Here is a 19,252-nt window from a genome sequence, read left to right as displayed (position 1 = left end):
ACTAGGGCTACACTTGATTCACACAACGACATGATCTTTGTTTATCAATATATTCAACAATAATGCTCTCGTTACTACTAAATTCCTTAAACATGATCCTATTTCAAAATATGACGTCACATTTCACTCTTTTACTACACTGATGAATAGGTAACTTAGCCGACACAAGCTAGTTATATAACTCATAAAATACTTTATGAGTTGAAAGGAGGCTTACTAATAAGTGGAGGCATATTATAACTGCGTGAGCTGTATGAATCGAAGAGTTCGTATCCTTACTGTAGACGGGAACAGACATGAAGGTGTTATAACAGGTGTAGATAACCAATATGTTTATTTAAGAACAGACTCCCCTAGAAACCAAGTACACACATCTGCCTTTTATCCGCAAAATCAAATTTTGACACTGAGCTTATTTACATTACTAGCCATTGCATTGATATAACAGACAAACACGGGGAATAACCCCAAGATGAGGGTGTCCCAAAATCCATTGAGAAATGGCTAGGGACACCCTTTTTCTGTAGGAGCAAAATTTTTCACACATAACAATACAAAGAAATCGCTCTTTTTGGTGAAATGGAAGTACCACCAAACATTCAAAAGGAGCGATTTCTTTGTATATTCAAAATACCATGGACCAACCACCAAATCACCTCGTTGGCGGCGACAGGGATCGTAGTGGTATTGTTATTGTTACGAGACGAGTTTTAATCCTATCGCTGAGCCCAGAACCATTGCTATAAAAACGACTCTTCTCCAATCTTTTGATTCACCATATAGAAGCATTCCTAATATCGCCCCACCAGATGCACCAATCCCAGTCCAAATCGCATATGTTGTCCCCATAGGTAATGATTTCATGGCATATGCAAGAAACACGAAGCTTGCTCCAAATCCCACAATTAACAGTACTAACGATTGCCAATTACGCTCCTTATGAAATTTATTTATCATAGCAACACCAGACATTTCAAATATTCCTGCTAAAATTAAAGATATCCACGCCATTTAAGATTCAGCCCCTTCCTGATCTTTATCATTCGTAACTAATTTCAAGCCAATAACACCTACTAGTAAAAGTAAAATCAAAAGGATCTTGCCCACTTTAATCGTTTCACCAAAGAAGATGATTTCCGAAAGAACAGTCCCTGCTGTACCCATTCCTACGAAAACTGAATATACCGTCCCTACAGGAAGTTTTCGCCCAGCCATAATCATAAAATAAAAGCTAATCATGATAGCAATAACCGTTCCGCTCCAAGTCCAAAAGTCACTTGCGTGTTTCAAGCCAATAACCCAAAAAACCTCAAAAAAAGCAGCTACAAATACTTTAATCCAATTTGCATTCATTTGAAAAAACACCTCCAATTTTATTTTTGCATACAAAAAAAAGCCCGAGAGATAACTGTTAAACAGTTTCTCCCAGGCTTTTATCCTTCCGTGACACAGCCGTAGCTGTGAGTTTCCTCTCGGACCAGACCAACATTGTTGTTGCGGAACCCTAGAAAACATTTTTACGTATACAATTACTTTGAATTATACATACTTTTGTATCTTAATCAAGCTTAAAAGTTAAATCTTCCAGAAAAATATACATTCCTTGCTGTCTGTATTTCAGTTGACTTCACAGCTTCCCCATTCTTAGAACGTAACAATTAATCTTCAATATTTGATATATCAATGAACAATAAAAAATATCTTATGATATACTCCATTTCATTATCTAGCACATAATTATTATAATTTTCACGTGATTCGGTAACGTTTTCACCTGAAATATTCCTTAATCCGATGCTCATTGAAAGTTAAATATTCCTTTAGTAATTGAGTACGAACGCTAGACAGCAGTTCAATTCTGCTCGTTTTCGCCTCTGTTTGTCAGTTATCTCTTTTCTATTGCATGAACTGTCTATTATGTCGTATATTCAACATAATAATTATAATTTCAAATTAAGAACCTATCATAAAAATTTGACATACACAGCATAAATATGATATATCAAATTCAGTGAGGAGATATGTTATGGGACAGATTCCACTATACCAAAATATCGTAAACGCTTTAAAGGCGAAGATTGAATCAGGAGAGTTGAAGAGTGGGGATCAGCTTCCAACCGAAGCAGTTATTTCGAAGCAATATAACGTGAGCCGGATCACGTCTAAGCGGGCACTGACGGAATTGGAAAACTCAAGTCTGATCTATCGGGTGCAGGGCAAGGGAAGCTTTGTGAATCCAATCCATGTCTCGACCCAAGCTTCGGCCAAAGCACGCAAGGAGATTTTGTTAATTCTGCCGTTCGCCCACAATCCCGGGCTTGGGGATTATGAGCAAGGCATTAATGAATATCTTACGAATACCGACTATACGTTACACATCCAGTCCAATACCATTGTCGAAGAACGAAAGCTATTGAAGGCAGCTCTTCAAAGCACCAACTCGGGCGTGATTTTCTACCCGCTAAGCAGCATTTGCGATCTTGGTATTCTATATCAATATCATCTGTCCAGTTACCCGCTGGTGACCATGGATAAATGTATTGAAGGGATTCCATTCCAGTCTGTTGTCTCCGATAACTTTGATGGCGGATATCAGGCCGCCAAGCACCTGATCGAGAATAATCACAAGAAAATCACCTTTCTCTCCTCCTTGAAGGTAGAGAATTCCTCATCGATTCGGGAGCGATATTTCGGTTACCTAAAGGCGCTGTATGATAACAACCTGATCGATTACGGTGTGAATGACTTAACTGATCGATATTTGACCCATGACAACAATAACGGAAAAGAATACTATATCGAATTCATACAATCTGTTATGGAGGAAGGGATCACGGGGATTGTTGCAGAGAATGATCTGATTGCCATCGAAATCATTCAAATTTCCAAGGAGTTGGGTCTGTCGGTTCCGGATGATTTATCGATTGTGGGCTTTGACAATATTAACCTAGCCAGCTTTGTCGAGCCCAAGCTGACAACGATCTCGCAGGACTTCGGCCAAATGGGTTATCTGGCTGCACAAAGCCTTATCCGTCTTATTGAGAGTCCTCAGGATCATTTGCGGGAAAACATTATAGTCCCTGTTCAGCTCATTGAACGTCAGACTGTAAAGAAATTATAGCACTTATTATTTCTGAATATTAAAGGAGACTGACTCTATATGTTGCATTACGTCGACACACGCCAAGGTACCAATAACAAACACTCTTATTCCAACGGGAATACACTCCCATACACCGGGGTCCCCTTCGGTATGAATCACTTTGTCGTACAGACAAACGATGAGGGGAGCTGGTTTTTCAATCCGAATGACCGCGTTTTTCAAGGAATTCGTCTTACTCACCAGCCGAGCCCATGGATGGGAGATTTCTCTCATTTCCTCATGACACCTATCGCAGATGACAAAATCAGAGGGTCCGTCTTTTCCTGCCAAAGCTCCTACCGGCCTGAAGAAGCGATATTTAAACCTCATTACGTTAAAGTGAAACAACAACGCTACAACATTACAACCGAACTAGCTCCAACCTGCTACGGAGCATGTTTACGCATCAAATACAACGGCGTCCAGCAGGCCGGTTTCGTACTGAATGCGAAGAACAAGAGCGAATTCCATCTGGATGTCGCAAATCGTACAATCTCCGGATATGTCAGCAATTTCTCTGGCTGTCACGACGATGGACTCCGGATGTACGTGGCTATGACCTTTAACAAGGACATTGATCTTGAGTGTTCCGGTTATTATAATGCTGAAGGAAGTTTAATCAATGTAAGTACGCTAAGCGGCGAAGATCAGCATGCAGTCATTCGTTTTGTGGACTGCGAGAAGGGTACGCTGGAAGTTAATCTGGCCACCTCATTTATCAGCATTGATCAAGCACAGCTCAATCTGCATCGAGATATGCGCACATCCTTCGATGGACTGAAAGAACAAGCTGCACAATCTTGGAATCACTACCTGAACAAAATCCAAGTCACACACTCAAACGAGGAATATTTACGGACCTTCTACACATGCTTGTATCGCATGTTTCTATTCCCGCAGAAGTTCTATGAGCTGGACGCCAATATGGAGCCGATTCATTACGATACAACAGCTAGAGCCGTCAAGGAAGGTATTCTTTATACGAATAACGGATTCTGGGATACTTACAAAACCGTATATCCTCTGTACTCCATCATTGCACCTAAGGAATATGAGGAAATGCTCGAGGGCTTTATGAATTCATACCGAGAAACTGGATTTTTACCAAAATGGTTGTCTCCAGATGAGCGCGGACTGATGCCTGGCACGCTCATTGACGCTGTTATTGCTGATGCTGCAACGAAAGGAATCGGAGAACACCTGATGCCCGAACTGCTTGAAGCGATGTTGACAGCAGCCACGACGCAAAGTGAAAAGAACTGCTATGGTCGACAGGGAACGCTGGATTATATTAAACATGGTTACGTTCCAAGCAACTATCACGAGAGTGTTAATCATACTCTGGACTACGCATACAGCGATTACTGCATCAGCCGCGTGGCTGAGGTGTTAGGAAACGGAGATATCGCAGATCGTTACAGACAAAGCGCCTTAAATTACCGGAATATTTTTGATACCGAGACCGGATTCATGCGAGCGAAGGATCAAAATGGACATTTCCGTCCAAACTTCAACGATACGAGCTGGGGACTTGATTACGCTGAAGGCAGTGCATGGCAGAGCAGCTTTGCAGTATTTCAAGATTTCGAAGGTTTGATCGAAGCTTATGGAGGCAAGGAACCATTCTTTAACAAAATCACTGAATTGTGCAACAAAGCACCTGATTTCGATGTTTTAGGCTACGGCTTTGAAATTCATGAGATGAGCGAAATGGCAGCCGTCGATTTCGGTCAAGTGGCTATTTCCAACCAGCCGAGCTTCCACATTCCGTATTTGTTCAATTATGTCGGACAGCCGGCATCATCCCAGGTCGTAATCAAGCAGATATTAACCAACCTATTCAATAGTGGTTTTGACGGATTCCCCGGCGACGAAGATAATGGCAGCATGTCTGGATGGTATGTATTCAGCTCCATGGGCTTCTACCCGGTATGCCCAGGCAGCAATGAATATGTACTCGGCATCCCGCTGTTCGACAGTATTACGATTGAACTCCCAAATGGACAACATATGCAGATTCATACCGAGAACAATAACACACAGTCCAATTTCGTTGCTAACGTCACATTGGAGAACGAAAAATATACCAAATTGTATATTACGCATGAGGATATTTTGGAAGGAAAGTCGTTGGATTTCCGTCTAGGATTGGCTCCAACATACCGTTCTTATGGGCCGGAGGAGCTTCCTTTCTCGATAACGAAGCGTAACGGTTAATAATCCCGTAAGGGACATCCTAGAGCAGTCCATTTAGGGCCTCCAGGGATGTCCCTTATTTTCACCTCTTATATAAAAGCTCCTCCACTACCTCATGTTGCTTAAATTCATTCCTATGCAAACAAAATTTCCCATAAATAAACTTCACCGAGGATTTACAATACCATAAAAATAGCCTACTACGATTTAAATCATACAAATCGGAGTAGGAGCTTTATCATATGATGTTCGTTTAAATTTTTCCAGCTAACGTCTTCCTATATTTCAACGGTGAAATACCTGTTGCTTCTTTAAATAGATGATGAAAGGTTTTAACACTTCCAAAACCGGAAGCTTCCGCAACGGCCATCATGGGCTCATCCTCAGTCAATAATAACCACTTAGCTTTGTTCAATCTGTACTCATTAAGAAAAGAAATAAAGTTTTTGCCTGTGTTCTTTTTGAACATCTTACTGAAATAAAAAGAATCAAAGCCCATATACTCCGAAATTTCCTTAAGTGTAATGGATTCTCGATAATGATTTTCCACATACGAAAAAACACGTTCAAGCTTTTCAAGCATTTCGTGGGAGCGAATATTCCCATTAATCGAAAATTCCGTATTTTGTTGCAGACTATTTTGTGGAATGTCACGATAAATAAGAGCAAGCATTTCATACATCTTTGCCTTAATCATGTACATGTAGCCTTCCCTACATAGGATATTTTCTTCGTGAATGACTTCAATCAGTAAGCGCATTCTATCTGCGACGGTTTGCGGCCATTTCCAACTGGAATGCTCCATCCCCATAAAGGCTTCCCCGCTAGATCGTTTATTATTGATATGCATAGCTATCTCATGAAATAGACTTAGGTTAAATTGGATGACAATCCGCTCGCTATCGGGTGAAGCGAGGAAGTAATGAACGTCGCCACCGATAATGAATTGAATTTGGCCTTTATGCATGCGAATCGGAACATCATTAATGCCTAGATCAAGAATTCCTTTGGTGACGTAAATAATTTCAATTTCTTTGTGCCAGTGCGGATAGCATAATCCGGTTCCCAGATCGACAAAGCTTCGGAAAGAAAAATCTTTATCCAACTTCGGAAGTTCTAAATAAAAACTCATGATAATCCCTCGCACTCTTTAATCTTTTTGTCGTTCTTAAAACGAATGTACATCAAAAATGTTAACTATATTAATTATATTAGTCAATATATTATATTTATATTTAGCTACTACTGTGGATAAATATATGAAGTTTAGACACAAAAAGATCGCGACGTCACTCGTTTCTACGAGCGCTATGCGATCTTTTCGGATAGGTTATGTTATTGAATACAGAGTTGAATTATAATTCTTTATGAATAACGCTGTTCGTTTCTGCAGCTTCAAATATAGTTTCGATAAGGACCAGCACCCGATAAACCTCTTCGTTCTTGACAGCCGGCTCAGTAACCCCTTCGATTACAGCTACTACATTGGAATAAAAGTCTTGACCAGAATCTCCGACTCGGTCTAATGGCAATCTCAAGGTTGATTCTTCCGATGGAGGTGCCATCGTTTTTGTTAATCCTCTACCTGCCTGAATCGGTACGGGTTCGATTTTACTAACATCCGGATTATTCTTAACGATCTCTCCGCTTAGATCCCAATCCACGATTACAACTGTTCCTTCCAATCCTTTTACATACCAGCGCGGCAGCTTGATGTAATTGGTAGTTCCCACCTCAATTAGTGCCGTCAAGCCATTCTTGAACCGAATATGTGAGGTGAATCCATCATCAACTTCCGTACCCAAAATTGAACTTAGACTTGCTGCGACGCTTTCTATTTTGCTATCGGTAAGGAGAAGCAGTTGGTCTAGTAAATGCACGCCCCAGTCAAGAAGCATTCCACCGCCATAAGCCTTGAGCTGGCGCCAGTCTCCCGGGATACCATTGGCTCCTTGAACCCGAGATTCCAGGTGGAAGACTTCTCCAACTTTTCTTTTTTCAAAGATATCTTTAATGATGAGAAAATCCTCATCCCAACGACGGTTCTGATGAACCATAAAGATACGGCCCTCTTCCTCGGACACTTTCATAATATCCAGCAAATCAGAACTGTTTATAGTAACAGGCTTTTCGCAAACCACATGTTTTCCAGCACGAAGCGCTTGAATAGACAGTTCCTTATGAATATCATTAGGTGTCGCAATCACAACGATATCGACTGTTTCATCGGACAAAACAGCATTCAGGCTTTCGTAAGTTTTATATCCTCTAGTCTCAGCCAGTTGCATACGATAGTCCACGAGATCATAGACCCCGGTGACTCTAATACGTTCAACTTCATCAATTAATTCTCCATGATAACTACCCATGCCGCCAAAGCCGATAATGGCAAGATTATACGTTTGTCCATTTTCCATAGTTCTTATCCCCTTCCATTCTTAAAAGGCGTTATGCCGCCCATTTACGATGACTTGTTTGGTATCTTCATTTTACAAACCATCTTAAGTATTATCTTCCTACAGTTTTGTGCTATTATTCCTGAATTTTGTCTTTTGATATTGTATTGGACATACGACAATATTTACTAACGCTAATTTAACAATGAATCAATAAAGTTAACATCATAAATTTCAATAACTACATAGACCTGATTTGTTAACAATGATTCGATTGTGGAAATATAAAACAGGTAGAAGGTGGAAAAATGGCTTTGAAAATATATAATAAGTGTGTCTAAGGTAATAGTGAAAAGCTTATTTATATATCGAATGCGGCAGTTCACTAAAAGATTCTAACAATACAAATATTGTAGAACTATATTTAGTTGGCGGGATATTTGCATTCAATGATGATCCCGAAAAACAAGATATAGAAAAAGGGCTATTAATCTTTGGTTTGGTCATGATCGTTGTAAATCTTTTTTCTATACCCATATCCATATATCCAAGAAATAATAAGTTCCAAGGTTACTAAACACATTCTCGAGTGATTTCAAAACAGATTCAAAAAACACTTGAATAAAAATACCGTCTATTTATTGGATTGTTAGAACCCAAAAATAGACGGTATACGATTGGTTTAGCAACTAGTAGTTTATATAAAACCCCTCAATCCTAAGCTTGTCAGCTACCATCGCGATGAATTCGAGTTCGTAGGCTTAGACTTGCTTATATTGATCGTGTAGCCGAACAGGTGACTGATGGAGTCGATGTTGCCGAAACCTTTTATAGTAAGGCTTTGGAGGAGTTAGAGTATACTGCTAGGGAGTTACTTCTATAATAATAGACAATCACTAAATCCGAATATTTATCGGGTTCAAGAATGATTATTTGTGGGCAAAATCGCCTAGGAACACCGTGAGCTAAATTCGGTTAAATGTCAATTTTTATATGGGATAAATTAACTTAATGATCCACAAACTACATATAATTCGAAATGAAGGAGAGTACTTATGCACAAACAACGAGCAATTGAAATTTCCGAATCACCAATGATGAAAAATGTGTCTTACCAAGGAACTCCTGTATTTATTCAACATGTAAATGATGATGGCACAGCGAGGATATATTCACTTGATAAATCAGAGCAAGAACTGACTGTATCCTTAGAAAGTCTGATTGAGTATTAAATGAAACAAGATAACCCCGAATCCTTACATTAAGTAGCGTTAATTTACATTTGCTAGAGCCTATACCTTTGTTTTACGCTCAGTCCCTGCTCGTCCCAACAAAACAAAAGCCACCTTCACAGGTGGCTAGTCCTTAAATATATATGCAAGTGATTCGTAGGATCGTACTTTTACGCTTTGGCTGTTGCATCTATCGCTTAGATCCACTCTCTTGCGACCAAGAAGCAACAGCGATGATAGGACTCTTATGTAGTCATTCTCCTTGTGAATAACTAGAATATTTTTCTATTTTTGCTATGTTGGTCAGACTGGGATACGGCCACATCCACAACCTCACGAACGCTTATCTTTTGGCGAATATGGTCATAGCTTTTTTTAGGATCTAGTTTTCCTCTTCAAGCTCTTTAATTCTAGATTTGAACTTTTTGACCTCTACGACAGAGATTGATTCATTGTCTACTTTAATTTCTTTATCCTCATTAATCCATTCTTCCGTGATAAATTCTTGGATGAACAATATAGCATAAAATTGTCTAACTGAAATTCAATGTCTGTCATAACAAAAATACCGCCTTTTCATTGAATTTTTTCTCAAACCCAATAAATAGCGGTATTAGTTGATAAGTCATTTAGAAGTTTATCGGGATGGAAACGTTGATTTCAGATATTTACCACCAAAATTGTTCTGGAAGTAAACAATTTCCAAATACTGCAATCCCTTGTTACGCCTTAATTCCCTTCTCTCAGCTAACCTTATGCTCAATTCTAAGCTTGTCTGCTACCATTGCAATAAACTCGCTATTAGCCGGTGTATTTAATCGTAAGCATTGTGCCCACTATCGATAACACTATCCAGCCAACAGGTACCGGGAAACCATAAAGGACATTCACCGTCGTACCCAAGCTGACCCCATTCAGGTTCTTAATCCAAACCGTACTGTCTGTTTTGTTAATGATCACCCAACCAGTTGGGAGATGCGAGACTGGTAAGACTGGTAAGATTGCAAAGGTTTCTCAGTAGCTTGCTCCTTACAGTTTCTTAATGGTATACGTAGAACCTATTTCATTTATAATCACCCAGCCACTCGGTATTGGAGAACCAATCAGAATGGTGACCGTTGCACCTGTCGGTGCCCCAATTAGGTTTTTGATCCACACCACACTGTCCGTTCTGTTTATCGTGACCCAGCCGTTTGGGAGCGGCGAGATGGGTACTATCGTGTACGTTTCACCGTAATTTGCTCCGTTCGAATTTTTGAGATTAAGCCAGGTACTTGTTTGTTCGATGACCACCCAACCGCTCGGAATCGCAGAACCCAGCATAGCGACGGTCGTTGCGCCTGTCGGTGCCCCGATCAAGCACTTGGCAGTTATTGTGCTGCCGATATTATTCGCAATGATCCAGCCAGCAGGCAGTGTCGTGCCGACTGGTACCGAGGTGGTCACACCATAGCTAGTGCAATTGAACGTCGTACTTTCTGCGGTAGCTTCTGCAACAGTTGAGAACACACCTACGTTTACCCATAGAGAAAAGTTCAACAGCAGCGCGAGTATCATCACCCTTGATATACCTTTTTTAATCACCCATCAGTCATTCCCTTCTTTTATTTGTTTACACGATTGAATACCACAAGTCTATTCCATTAATTTCCACAAGTCAACGAAAGAAATCAGTACTACCACTATCAAGGACGTCATAAAAACACCGCTTATTTATTGGTTATAAACAACCAATAAATAAGCGGTGTCTGTTGATTTATGATCTTGAAGTTTATACGTTTTGAAACGCCCCTTTCGGATATTTACCACCATAATTGCTTCGGCAGTAATTCGTTTACAAAACATCGAACTCCTTGACTTCACTACGTTCTAGCTAACCTTATGCTCAATTCTAAGCATATCTGCTACCAGCGCAATGAATTCTGAGTTCGTAGGCTTAGACTTGCTTATATTGATCGTGTAACCGAACAGATGACTGATAGAGTCGATGTTGCCGAAGCCTTTTATAGTAAGGCTTTGGAGAAGTTAGAGTATACTGCTAGGGAGTTACTTCTATAATAATAGACAATCACTAATTCGAATATTTATCGGGTTCAAGAATGATTATTTATGGGCAAAATCGCCTACGAACACCGTATGCTAAATTCGGTTAAATGTCAATTATTAAATGGGGTAAATTAACTTAATGATCCACAAACTACATATAATTCGAAATGAAGGAGAGTACTTATGCACAAACAACGAGCAATTGAAATTTCCGAATCACCAATGATGAAAAATGTGTCTTGCCAAGGAACTCCTGTATTTATTCAACATGTAAATGATGATGGCACAGCGAGGATATATCCACTTGATAAACCAGAGCAAGAACTGACTGTGTCCTTAGAAAGTCTGATTGAGTATTAAATGAAACAAGATAACCCCGAAACCTTACATTAAGTAGCGTTAATTTACATTTGCTAGAGCCTATACCTTTGTTTTACGCTCAGTCCCTGCTCGTCCCAACAAAACAAAAGCCACCTTCACAGGTGGCTAGTCATTAAAATTATTATCAACAGCTCTTTACTTATCTTCCTCACTTGGCATTGAATACCTTGAACCATATCCGCTGAACTATTCCCACTCAATCGTTGCAGGTGGCTTAGAGGTAACGTCATACACGATACGGTTAACATTATCCACTTCATTTACGATACGAACGGAGATTTTCTCAAGTATATCCCATGGGATACGAGCCCAATCAGCCGTCATACCATCAATTGAAGTAACTGCACGAACCCCTACCGTATAAGAATAGGTACGAGCATCGCCCATTACTTGCTTCAATTTTAGGTCATTACATGTCTATTATTGTGTTATTTTATAGATCAATTGTAGCGGGTGAAGGGAGGACAGAAAAGAATAGGTGCGTTTGAACCGTCTTAGCAAGACGGGCAAAAAGTTGTACCGTAAATGAAAAGAAACAATTGAGTGAATCTTCGCGGATGCTAAACAGCTCCACGGGTTTCGTTATTGCCGTTTGCGGGAGTCGCACAACGTGATACAAGCGTTAATGGTAGCTGCAGTACAGAACATGAAGAAGCCCTCCTCCTAGATAAGAGGGTATAGGTGGAAAAGCTTCTGTGTTGGTTAAAAGCAAAACCCCTAAAACAGAAGAGAAACCCTATGTTATGAAAAATAACGTGGGTTTCTCTTCATTCTGACCTGATTTTATCAGGTTTTTTTGAATTTCCGGTAAACTTTTTACACGGTACAAAATGGGTGCGGCCTACTGAATTGGAAATGGATACGATTTATAATCTGAGTATTGAAGGTGTTAGTGTCCATTCATTGGGCTGGATTGATTTTAAAGATATTTGGATGGAAAAACAAGATAAATAGTGATATGATATTGGAAGATTAATCCATAATTCAATCACAGCCACCATCGAGTGTTTATTGCGCAAGAATATTACGTGCAAACAAAAACTAAGGAGGGTTAATGATTATGAAAAGGAAAGTTACTTTTTCAGCACTTATCACTGCTTTTTTATTTAGTATTCTATTTTCAGTTGGGGTTGTCAATGCTGGTGGAGGAGTTACAAGTAATCCGATATCGGATGGGAGTCCAGTTTTACGACCGTATAATTTAGGGGATCATACCTATACTAACTATCATGAATTTAGGGCCCATAAGTCAGGCAACGTACAATTTATGATAAATTATGTGCCACATAATACGGCCAGTGTATTGAAGACGCAATTACTAGACAGTAACTATAACGTCTTACAAGAAGGCTCGTACACTTCTAAATACGTGAATACTGGAGAAATATATTACTTGAAAGTGACTAGTACTGGAATAAATTATCAATCTTTCATTTCCCAAGATTATATGTACAGTGCTCATTATACACCTTAATGGTGGGAGTACTTTCTATCTTTAATAACATAAAGTAATAAGTAGGTGAGGATAAGCTTAAATGGCTTGTCCTCTTTTGTTTGGATTAATGAGATTAGCTGGGCAACATATAGACTAGCCTAGGAATCAATATCTAATCCTTTGTCACTTCTTAATATGCTTGAAGTCACTTCTTCCGCTTCCTCAATATCTAGCTCCTCCTTAGTGAACTCCATCTAACGATGCAATCTATATATTCAACCTGAGATATACTCCTTTTTTTCTGCCTTGGATTTCTTGATTCATCTTAAAATCATCAATCAAGATTTTCTAGAGTGAAAGGCTGAAAAGTATTTCAGCCCCTCCTCATCAAACCTTACGTGAAGTTTTCCTTCATACGGCTTTCCGATGTTTTTCTTTCATGCGCATGCAGATTACAAAAGTGCACTGTATTATCTTTCATACCATGCCGCTCCCCATACGCCAACGGCCTGGTATGTTGCTCGCCCTATCTCTGACAGGTACTTTCGTCGATACGCTTCTACGCATAGATTTCGCCATACGCAGGTATCCTAGCTACGAAGGTGGCTTGGTCCCTCCTTTGGTTGGACTTTCACCAACTAGATAATGCGTACCTCTGGGCACGCCGACATAAAAAACTCCCTTTCATTTGTTAAATAACACAAATAAAAGAGAGTAATTTTTGAAGACCAATTGTTGCAGGTGAATGATGAACAATCTAATTTCATTATCTGATTACCCTTGTCCAGCAAGGATTCTCAGCTACAAATCAATTAAAAACTATCCAAATCATTCCCACTCAATCGTTGCAGGTGGCTTGGAGGTAATGTCATACACGATACGGTTAACATTATCTACTTCATTTACGATACGAACGGAGATCTTCTCTAAGATATCCCATGGGATACGACCCCAATCAGCTGTCATACCATCGATCGAAGTAACTGCACGAATACCTACCGTATAAGAATAGGTGCGAGCATCGCCCATTACACCTACACTCAAGTAAGCAAATTACAACTCAATTATTACGTTATTTTGTAACTCAATCGTAGCTGGTCTTAGCTTATAAATCAACATATATACTATACCACTTCTAAATGTACATATAACTCGAATATTTTTATCAACTGACATTTTGTCCCTCCACAACTATTAGATAATCTATGTATCACCTTTGAAATGGATTGTTTGATGTAATCTAAATAATTCTTTCTGCCAAATGATAATATGCCTGAGAGTCCAAAATGAAATCCTTAAACTTCTCTTTAATCATTTTAACAGCATCATCATATATCTTAGTTTCAGTGCCATATTCATTATCAAAATAATTAGAATCTAGTGAGATCAAATTCAGCCTGATCTCATCAATAGCCTCATTTTCAATCAGGTACTGATCAAAAGTGTGATCTTCTTCTTCCTCAAGAAAATCAATAATATCGTTCAAATACTTTTTACTGAACTCATTTTAGAAATCATTAAGAAATCTACGGTAAGTAATTGATGAACTCATATCCATAACAGCACATCCTATTCTGAATAATTAATCTTCCCAGAAATCATCCATGAGAAAAAATGATCCAATATGCTGATTAAAACTGGAGACCTATATACTCTATCTCAGAGAAAGCCTCTAACTCTTCTTTGAATACATCCCACCAAGGGTGATCTTCTCTTACCTGTAGAGCAGAGTTCAACATATTTACTATTTGTTTGTTCTTATTTTCAAGTCCCTTTTTAATGTACATTTCCAGTGAGTACTCTATATCCAAATAATTATATTTGCAAATTTTGTGCCAGAAATATCTCATGATATAATCCATACTCAGTTCATTGTCATCCTCTAGCTTTGCAACCAACATATCAATCCACTCTCTACCATTTTCAAAGTTCCATAAATCCTCTGTACTAATCCAAGTTCCAAGCGTTCCATATATGCAACTATCACTTAATCGATGATATTCACCATTAATAACACAACTTTGTATGCAAAATGTTGCTTGAGGTATATCTATTCTACATCAAAAATATCTGAAATTGCTTTAACTATCTATTTTTCATAAACCGTTTTTTCAATAATTAGAAGACAATGAACCATATACTCGAATTTATGTCCGTATCGTTATCATCCCAAATAACTATCAAGTTGCTGGCTATATTTGTTATGAAGCTCTACGAAAACTATACTAGGTTTTCAACTGCCCCCGTCCTATCTGAAATACATTAGAAAAGAAGACTCCAAATCTCCAGATCCATACCAATCACTATTGTCAAAAAGTATACTTTTAGCCATATAAAATAAGCCAGAACCTAAGGATACGGCTCTGGCTATCTCTTTCCAAATATGCATCTCTTACCTCTATTGTACAGCTCACCTAAATCGGACATTTCAAACCATTATAACACTGACCGTCTTTTATGTCGCTAGAGAGTCTACTCATATGGGACAATAACTACGTCTATTAGTTTTTATTTGATAAGAATTAAATATTTTCCATAATTTTCACAATGTTACTTATGAAACTGCTATAATTAATACCGTGAAATACACATACCAAAACATATTCAGTACAATTTTCAATATATCAAACAAAAAAACAACTAGTGGAGATGACAAACATGAAAAAAATATTATCAGCATCAGTGGTTATTGCATTATCAATGTCCGTATTCGCAGGGAGCATTTCAGCATCACCAGTTAAGGCTCCAGTTTATGGAACTGCAATAGTAACATTCGATGGTAAATATGTGAGCAACCAAGCGATCATTAAGGATGGAAGAGTATTCGTTCCATTCCGTCAATTATTCGATGCTGCAAATGCAAGTGTTCAGTACGATCCGAATACAAAGACTATTTCAGCATATCAATCTCGTGGAGAAGTTAAACTAACTGTAGGTAACATTGTCGCATACTTTGACAAAAAACCTTATGAATTAAGCCAAGCACCTTTCGTATACAAAAACACCACATATGTGCCATTGCAGTCTACAAGTTACTTGCTAGGAGCTTCTGCTTCATACAATAGTAGATCTAAAACTGCCGCAGTTATGACAACTGAATATCGAAATGCAAATCCAGACTCTTCAAACAACACAAACAGTAATGATGTTTACGTGAACAATGATACGATCGTCAAAGAAACTGACGATGGTTACATCGTATATACTGGTCAAACTAAGAACGGACTTCCTCATGGATTCGGAAAAATTACGGGTAAAAATATGTTAGCTGTTTCTGGCAACTTTATAGATGGTAAACTGAATGGTGAAGTGAGGTATCATTTCTCAAACGGAGATTATGGCATTGCACAAGTCAAAAATGGCGTTAGAGTTTCAGATCTTTTGACGTATGACGTTAATGGAAAGTACCAGTCAACACTAAAATAGTAAAAAATGAAGAACCATCATACTAGAAGACAAAATGGACTCTGATATAACGGGAGCGTCAAGAATTATGTGTAAATAAAAATAACCTTGTCTTGTAGAACTAGGATTAGTCTTGGGTGGAGAACATAGCTAGCAGTTCTGAGCGAGCTTGATCAAAACCAATATGACAACGTGTAGCAAAGCGTTGGTTATAGCTTTCAAACTGTGAAACCAAGAACTTTTCTAGTGCTTCTTCATTGGGGAATTGCTCTTTACGATTCGTGTATTTCTTAATCTGTTTGTTAAACGATTCGATTAAATTCGTCGAATAAATGCTTCTCCAAATAGGCTTTGGAAAGCTATAAAACGAAAAATGTAAGGATTTTCTCGTAGGGATTTAACGACCTTAGGATAAGCAGTCTTCCACTTGTCACAGAAGGTTGCTAGAGCTGCTTTACCAGCTTCTTCATCGTCGGATCGATAGACGGATTTGAAGTCTTCGCAGATCTCTGCTCGATTACTCACGCGAACTTTATGGGCGATATTACGCGCTAAATGAACACAGCATGTTTGGTACTTTGCCTGCGGATAGATCTCCTGAATCGCATTCACAATACCTGTGAGTCCATCAGAGATAAAGAGAAGGATTTGTTCCGTACCACGCTGTTTCACGTCCTGGAGCAGTTCTTTCCAGATGTACGCTGATTCGGTTGGTGCAATGGCGTACGCGAGTACTTCCTTAGAACCATCCTCACGAATTCCCACGGCAAGATAGACAGCTTCCTTAGATACGGTTTCACGCTTAACTGCGATATATGTAGCATCGATATAGACGCACACATAGTGCTTCTCAAGTGGTCGTTTCATAAAAGCGTCGACATGTTCTACCATTACTTTTGTCATGTTAGATATGGTTTGTGGCGTGTAATGGTGTCCATACATTTTCTCGATTAGGTCGGCAATCTCCGTCATCGTTACGCCCTTTTGAAACATGTGAATGACGAAGGATTCTAGCGTGTCATTCGAGCGTTTATACGGTGGTACGGTCTGTTGCTTAAACTCTCCATTACGATCTCGGGGAATGTTTAACTGCAGGTCCCCATACTCGGTATGAAACGTTCGGCAGTAGCCACCGTTTCGAGAATTACCTGAATTCACGCCTATACGGTCATATTTTTCATAGTCTAGGAATGCAGTAAGCTCCGTCTCTAGCAGATGATTCATGGCAGACTCTAAGTGACTGCGAAATACTTCCGTTACATCTTGCTTTGTGACTAGAGCTTGGACTAAATCTGTTGTAAAATGATTCATAGGGAAGACCTCTCTTTGAATTGTTGTGTGGTAACTCAATTCTACAAGAAAAGGTCTTCCTTTTTCTATTTACACAAAATATTTTACGCTCTATTTTCAAGGATTGGCTTAAACGTAAAACTTCTCTTTTATTGAACTATCTTGTACCCTTGGCTCAATCGTGAATATGTTTCAACTTAACTCGTTTCACAAAGTCTCGCAATTCAGGCTGGTAAACTTGGTTCTTCAAAAGAGAACGGGTCGTAAGACTTATCTGGTTGAATGTATCGCCCTGAATATACTTTTTGGAAATCCTTCTTAGCGATCAAGGGCGAATGCCCGTAGTAAGAATGCTGTGCTAACGGATGTCTAGTTTAATTCATCTAATAATATTTTCTCTTATGAATTTCGACTCCTTCAGGACATTTCGAACACTCAAGAGTCTATCATGCAACTCAGTAACTGTCATTTTTTGATTTCTAGTTACTTTTTTCCATTCATCAAGGTTTGTCACTACCTCTATTAAATGCCTATCTTCTTTGTTTTCCTTACAAAAATAATAGATAGCTTCTAAATCTACTGTTTTAAGATTCGTAATCACTAAATTTCCCTTCATTTGTTTAAGAAAATTCAATGTGAATTCGAGCTCACAGTACGATGCTAAAAACTTAGAACTTCTTTTTCTTTTTTTTGAATCTTTCATCGACTGCACAACTGTATCTACTATGATGAAAGTCAGTGCAGCTTCACGTGTAGCTGGCAAAACATTTTTAGATAACATCAAGTAATCATCATATGATACTAGATAACCATTTCCATTTCCTTCAAGGTGATTTAAAAAATTATTTAGACTTTGAAAAGAAAGGAAAAATGAATCTAAAAAGATACCTGCCATAAATGAATCAACAACCAAAATGAAATATAATATTCCTGAAAAAATAAAGAGGCCTATTCTCCACTTGTATAAAAAATAAAGAGTAAGAATAAATATAAGCATACCTACATATATCCCTGCGTACAAAAATATATCATCCAATTTAACGATTTTTTTCATATATGAAATAACATCATTCACCGTCGCATTGTTACTTGCCAAATATTCTACATACCCATTATTTTTGTTCATTTCCTCTTTTAGAAACTTTTCATTTTGAAGCAAAATTTTGAAATGTTCTTGTATTCGAGGAGGAATTACCGCATCAGGTATCACATTACCTAATGTAGAATAGATTTCAGCCCCTTTTTCTTCTGCTTCTTCAAAATATATATCTTGCGTAAATTTTCCGTCTGAAGCATAGCGAAAATATGCTTTTGTATCCATAACGTTAACAATTTTATATAAGCCTATATATATAACTACAATAAGAAATAATGTAATCAAAAACAATATAGGGACACTCACTGCTTTCAAAGCTCTTAATGTCATTTTATCGGGTTTTTGTTTTAATACTGCAAGCATATTCATATATCTCCTAAAAGTCATTTGAATTTAGATTTCCGATAACTACTAATCCACACACTTGTATATCCCTCTCATAAGGCTGTATAAGCGAGTTCTCATAATCGCCCTCTATAGATTGTTAGACGAGGCTATTCATCATACTCTGCCCCCATAGCCATTCGATTCAATGGACTCTGGATGCGACGGATATCTTTTATGTAGATATTCTGGAATTATCAGCCTAACCACTTATTAAAATTATACCATATCTTAACATTCACTTAGCTT

The 19,252-nt window shown here is 38.4% G+C and carries 15 protein-coding genes, 5 pseudogenes and 1 riboswitch; of the genes and pseudogenes, 7 read left to right on the top strand and 13 right to left on the bottom strand.

What is annotated here, in order from left to right:
- The first annotated feature begins 223 nt into the window (after positions 1-223).
- Positions 224-445 (top strand): hypothetical protein, encoded by a 222-nt coding sequence (locus PGLA_RS26575; protein ID WP_084410778.1) that lies wholly within the window; start codon positions 224-226, stop codon positions 443-445.
- A 251-nt stretch (positions 446-696) separates the two neighbouring features.
- Here PGLA_RS26575 and PGLA_RS05830 read toward each other — a convergent pair whose 3' ends face one another.
- Both PGLA_RS05830 and PGLA_RS05825 read right to left on the bottom strand, forming a co-directional pair.
- On the bottom strand, positions 697-1,011 hold the full coding sequence (locus PGLA_RS05830; protein WP_068530137.1) for a DMT family transporter: 315 nt from the start codon (positions 1,009-1,011) through the stop codon (positions 697-699).
- Positions 1,012-1,353 (bottom strand): DMT family transporter, encoded by a 342-nt coding sequence (locus PGLA_RS05825; RefSeq protein WP_068530126.1) that lies wholly within the window; start codon positions 1,351-1,353, stop codon positions 1,012-1,014.
- A 67-nt stretch (positions 1,354-1,420) separates the two neighbouring features.
- Positions 1,421-1,519: riboswitch (guanidine-I (ykkC/yxkD leader) on the bottom strand.
- A 507-nt stretch (positions 1,520-2,026) separates the two neighbouring features.
- Here PGLA_RS05825 and PGLA_RS05820 point away from each other — a divergent pair.
- Entirely contained in the window at positions 2,027-3,121 is a 1,095-nt protein-coding gene (locus tag PGLA_RS05820) for a GntR family transcriptional regulator (protein ID WP_068530123.1), read from the top strand.
- A 39-nt stretch (positions 3,122-3,160) separates the two neighbouring features.
- Positions 3,161-5,359: a GH92 family glycosyl hydrolase gene (locus PGLA_RS05815; RefSeq protein ID WP_068530119.1), complete on the top strand. Its 2,199-nt coding sequence runs from the start codon at positions 3,161-3,163 to the stop codon at positions 5,357-5,359.
- A 232-nt stretch (positions 5,360-5,591) separates the two neighbouring features.
- Here the strand turns inward: PGLA_RS05815 and PGLA_RS05810 are convergent, their stop codons facing one another.
- The 3 genes and pseudogenes from PGLA_RS05810 to PGLA_RS28785 form a co-directional block, all read right to left on the bottom strand.
- Positions 5,592-6,470, bottom strand: coding sequence for a helix-turn-helix transcriptional regulator (locus PGLA_RS05810; protein ID WP_068530116.1), 879 nt, complete (start codon positions 6,468-6,470; stop codon positions 5,592-5,594).
- A gap of 223 nt (positions 6,471-6,693) precedes the next feature.
- A complete protein-coding gene (locus PGLA_RS05805) occupies positions 6,694-7,755 on the bottom strand; it encodes a Gfo/Idh/MocA family protein (protein ID WP_068530112.1) in 1,062 nt (353 codons plus the stop codon).
- 668 nt (positions 7,756-8,423) lie between these two features.
- Positions 8,424-8,554 (bottom strand): annotated as a pseudogene (locus PGLA_RS28785) (sporulation initiation factor Spo0A C-terminal domain-containing protein); the annotation flags it as partial.
- Between the two features lie 235 nt (positions 8,555-8,789).
- On the opposite strand from PGLA_RS28785, the gene PGLA_RS05800 reads away from it, so the two are divergent.
- Complete coding sequence (locus PGLA_RS05800; protein ID WP_068530109.1) at positions 8,790-8,966, top strand: H-type small acid-soluble spore protein; 177 nt, start codon at positions 8,790-8,792, stop codon at positions 8,964-8,966.
- 1,029 nt (positions 8,967-9,995) lie between these two features.
- Here PGLA_RS05800 and PGLA_RS05795 read toward each other — a convergent pair.
- Both PGLA_RS05795 and PGLA_RS26570 read right to left on the bottom strand, forming a co-directional pair.
- Positions 9,996-10,526, bottom strand: coding sequence for a hypothetical protein (locus PGLA_RS05795; RefSeq protein WP_145939491.1), 531 nt, complete (start codon positions 10,524-10,526; stop codon positions 9,996-9,998).
- 309 nt (positions 10,527-10,835) lie between these two features.
- A pseudogene (locus PGLA_RS26570) lies at positions 10,836-10,961 on the bottom strand (sporulation initiation factor Spo0A C-terminal domain-containing protein); the annotation flags it as partial.
- 234 nt (positions 10,962-11,195) lie between these two features.
- Here PGLA_RS26570 and PGLA_RS05790 point away from each other — a divergent pair.
- On the top strand, positions 11,196-11,372 hold the full coding sequence (locus tag PGLA_RS05790; protein ID WP_068530105.1) for an H-type small acid-soluble spore protein: 177 nt from the start codon (positions 11,196-11,198) through the stop codon (positions 11,370-11,372).
- Between the two features lie 207 nt (positions 11,373-11,579).
- Here the strand turns inward: PGLA_RS05790 and PGLA_RS05785 are convergent.
- Positions 11,580-11,783 (bottom strand): annotated as a pseudogene (locus PGLA_RS05785) (GMP synthase (glutamine-hydrolyzing)); the annotation flags it as partial.
- Between the two features lie 670 nt (positions 11,784-12,453).
- On the opposite strand from PGLA_RS05785, the gene PGLA_RS05780 reads away from it, so the two are divergent.
- On the top strand, positions 12,454-12,867 hold the full coding sequence (locus PGLA_RS05780) for a hypothetical protein (protein ID WP_068530101.1): 414 nt from the start codon (positions 12,454-12,456) through the stop codon (positions 12,865-12,867).
- 789 nt (positions 12,868-13,656) lie between these two features.
- Here the strand turns inward: PGLA_RS05780 and PGLA_RS05775 are convergent.
- The 3 genes and pseudogenes from PGLA_RS05775 to PGLA_RS05765 form a co-directional block, all read right to left on the bottom strand.
- Positions 13,657-13,869 (bottom strand): annotated as a pseudogene (locus PGLA_RS05775) (GMP synthase (glutamine-hydrolyzing)); the annotation flags it as partial.
- Between the two features lie 199 nt (positions 13,870-14,068).
- Positions 14,069-14,314, bottom strand: a complete 246-nt coding sequence (locus tag PGLA_RS05770) for a hypothetical protein (RefSeq protein WP_068530097.1) — start codon at positions 14,312-14,314, stop codon at positions 14,069-14,071.
- Positions 14,315-14,459: 145 nt separating this feature from the next.
- Positions 14,460-14,729 (bottom strand): hypothetical protein, encoded by a 270-nt coding sequence (locus tag PGLA_RS05765; protein ID WP_068530094.1) that lies wholly within the window; start codon positions 14,727-14,729, stop codon positions 14,460-14,462.
- A 757-nt stretch (positions 14,730-15,486) separates the two neighbouring features.
- Here PGLA_RS05765 and PGLA_RS05760 point away from each other — a divergent pair.
- Positions 15,487-16,254, top strand: a complete 768-nt coding sequence (locus tag PGLA_RS05760) for a stalk domain-containing protein (RefSeq protein WP_068530091.1) — start codon at positions 15,487-15,489, stop codon at positions 16,252-16,254.
- Positions 16,255-16,360: 106 nt separating this feature from the next.
- Here the strand turns inward: PGLA_RS05760 and PGLA_RS05755 are convergent.
- A pseudogene (locus tag PGLA_RS05755) lies at positions 16,361-17,544 on the bottom strand (IS256 family transposase).
- Between the two features lie 358 nt (positions 17,545-17,902).
- Positions 17,903-18,982, bottom strand: coding sequence for a hypothetical protein (locus PGLA_RS05750; protein ID WP_068530088.1), 1,080 nt, complete (start codon positions 18,980-18,982; stop codon positions 17,903-17,905).
- Positions 18,983-19,252: the final 270 nt, after the last annotated feature.

This window comes from Paenibacillus glacialis, from assembly GCF_001637205.1.
Lineage (GTDB): Bacteria > Bacillota > Bacilli > Paenibacillales > Paenibacillaceae > Paenibacillus_AQ > Paenibacillus_AQ glacialis.
This window is presented reverse-complemented; position numbering and strand designations above follow the sequence as displayed.

Bases quoted from the DNA above. Each gene is read 5' to 3' on its own strand.
- PGLA_RS05805 (WP_068530112.1), bottom strand. From the start codon at position 7,755: ATGGAAAATGGACAAACGTATAATCTTGCCATTATCGGCTTTGGCGGC.
- PGLA_RS05830 (WP_068530137.1), bottom strand. From the start codon at position 1,011: ATGGCGTGGATATCTTTAATTTTAGCAGGAATATTTGAAATGTCTGGT.
- PGLA_RS05780 (WP_068530101.1), top strand. From the start codon at position 12,454: ATGAAAAGGAAAGTTACTTTTTCAGCACTTATCACTGCTTTTTTATTT.
- PGLA_RS05820 (WP_068530123.1), top strand. From the start codon at position 2,027: ATGGGACAGATTCCACTATACCAAAATATCGTAAACGCTTTAAAGGCG.
- PGLA_RS05800 (WP_068530109.1), top strand. From the start codon at position 8,790: ATGCACAAACAACGAGCAATTGAAATTTCCGAATCACCAATGATGAAA.
- PGLA_RS05760 (WP_068530091.1), top strand. From the start codon at position 15,487: ATGAAAAAAATATTATCAGCATCAGTGGTTATTGCATTATCAATGTCC.
- PGLA_RS05815 (WP_068530119.1), top strand. From the start codon at position 3,161: ATGTTGCATTACGTCGACACACGCCAAGGTACCAATAACAAACACTCT.
- PGLA_RS05750 (WP_068530088.1), bottom strand. From the start codon at position 18,982: ATGCTTGCAGTATTAAAACAAAAACCCGATAAAATGACATTAAGAGCT.
- PGLA_RS05825 (WP_068530126.1), bottom strand. From the start codon at position 1,353: ATGAATGCAAATTGGATTAAAGTATTTGTAGCTGCTTTTTTTGAGGTT.
- PGLA_RS05810 (WP_068530116.1), bottom strand. From the start codon at position 6,470: ATGAGTTTTTATTTAGAACTTCCGAAGTTGGATAAAGATTTTTCTTTC.
- PGLA_RS05765 (WP_068530094.1), bottom strand. From the start codon at position 14,729: ATGTTGGTTGCAAAGCTAGAGGATGACAATGAACTGAGTATGGATTAT.
- PGLA_RS05790 (WP_068530105.1), top strand. From the start codon at position 11,196: ATGCACAAACAACGAGCAATTGAAATTTCCGAATCACCAATGATGAAA.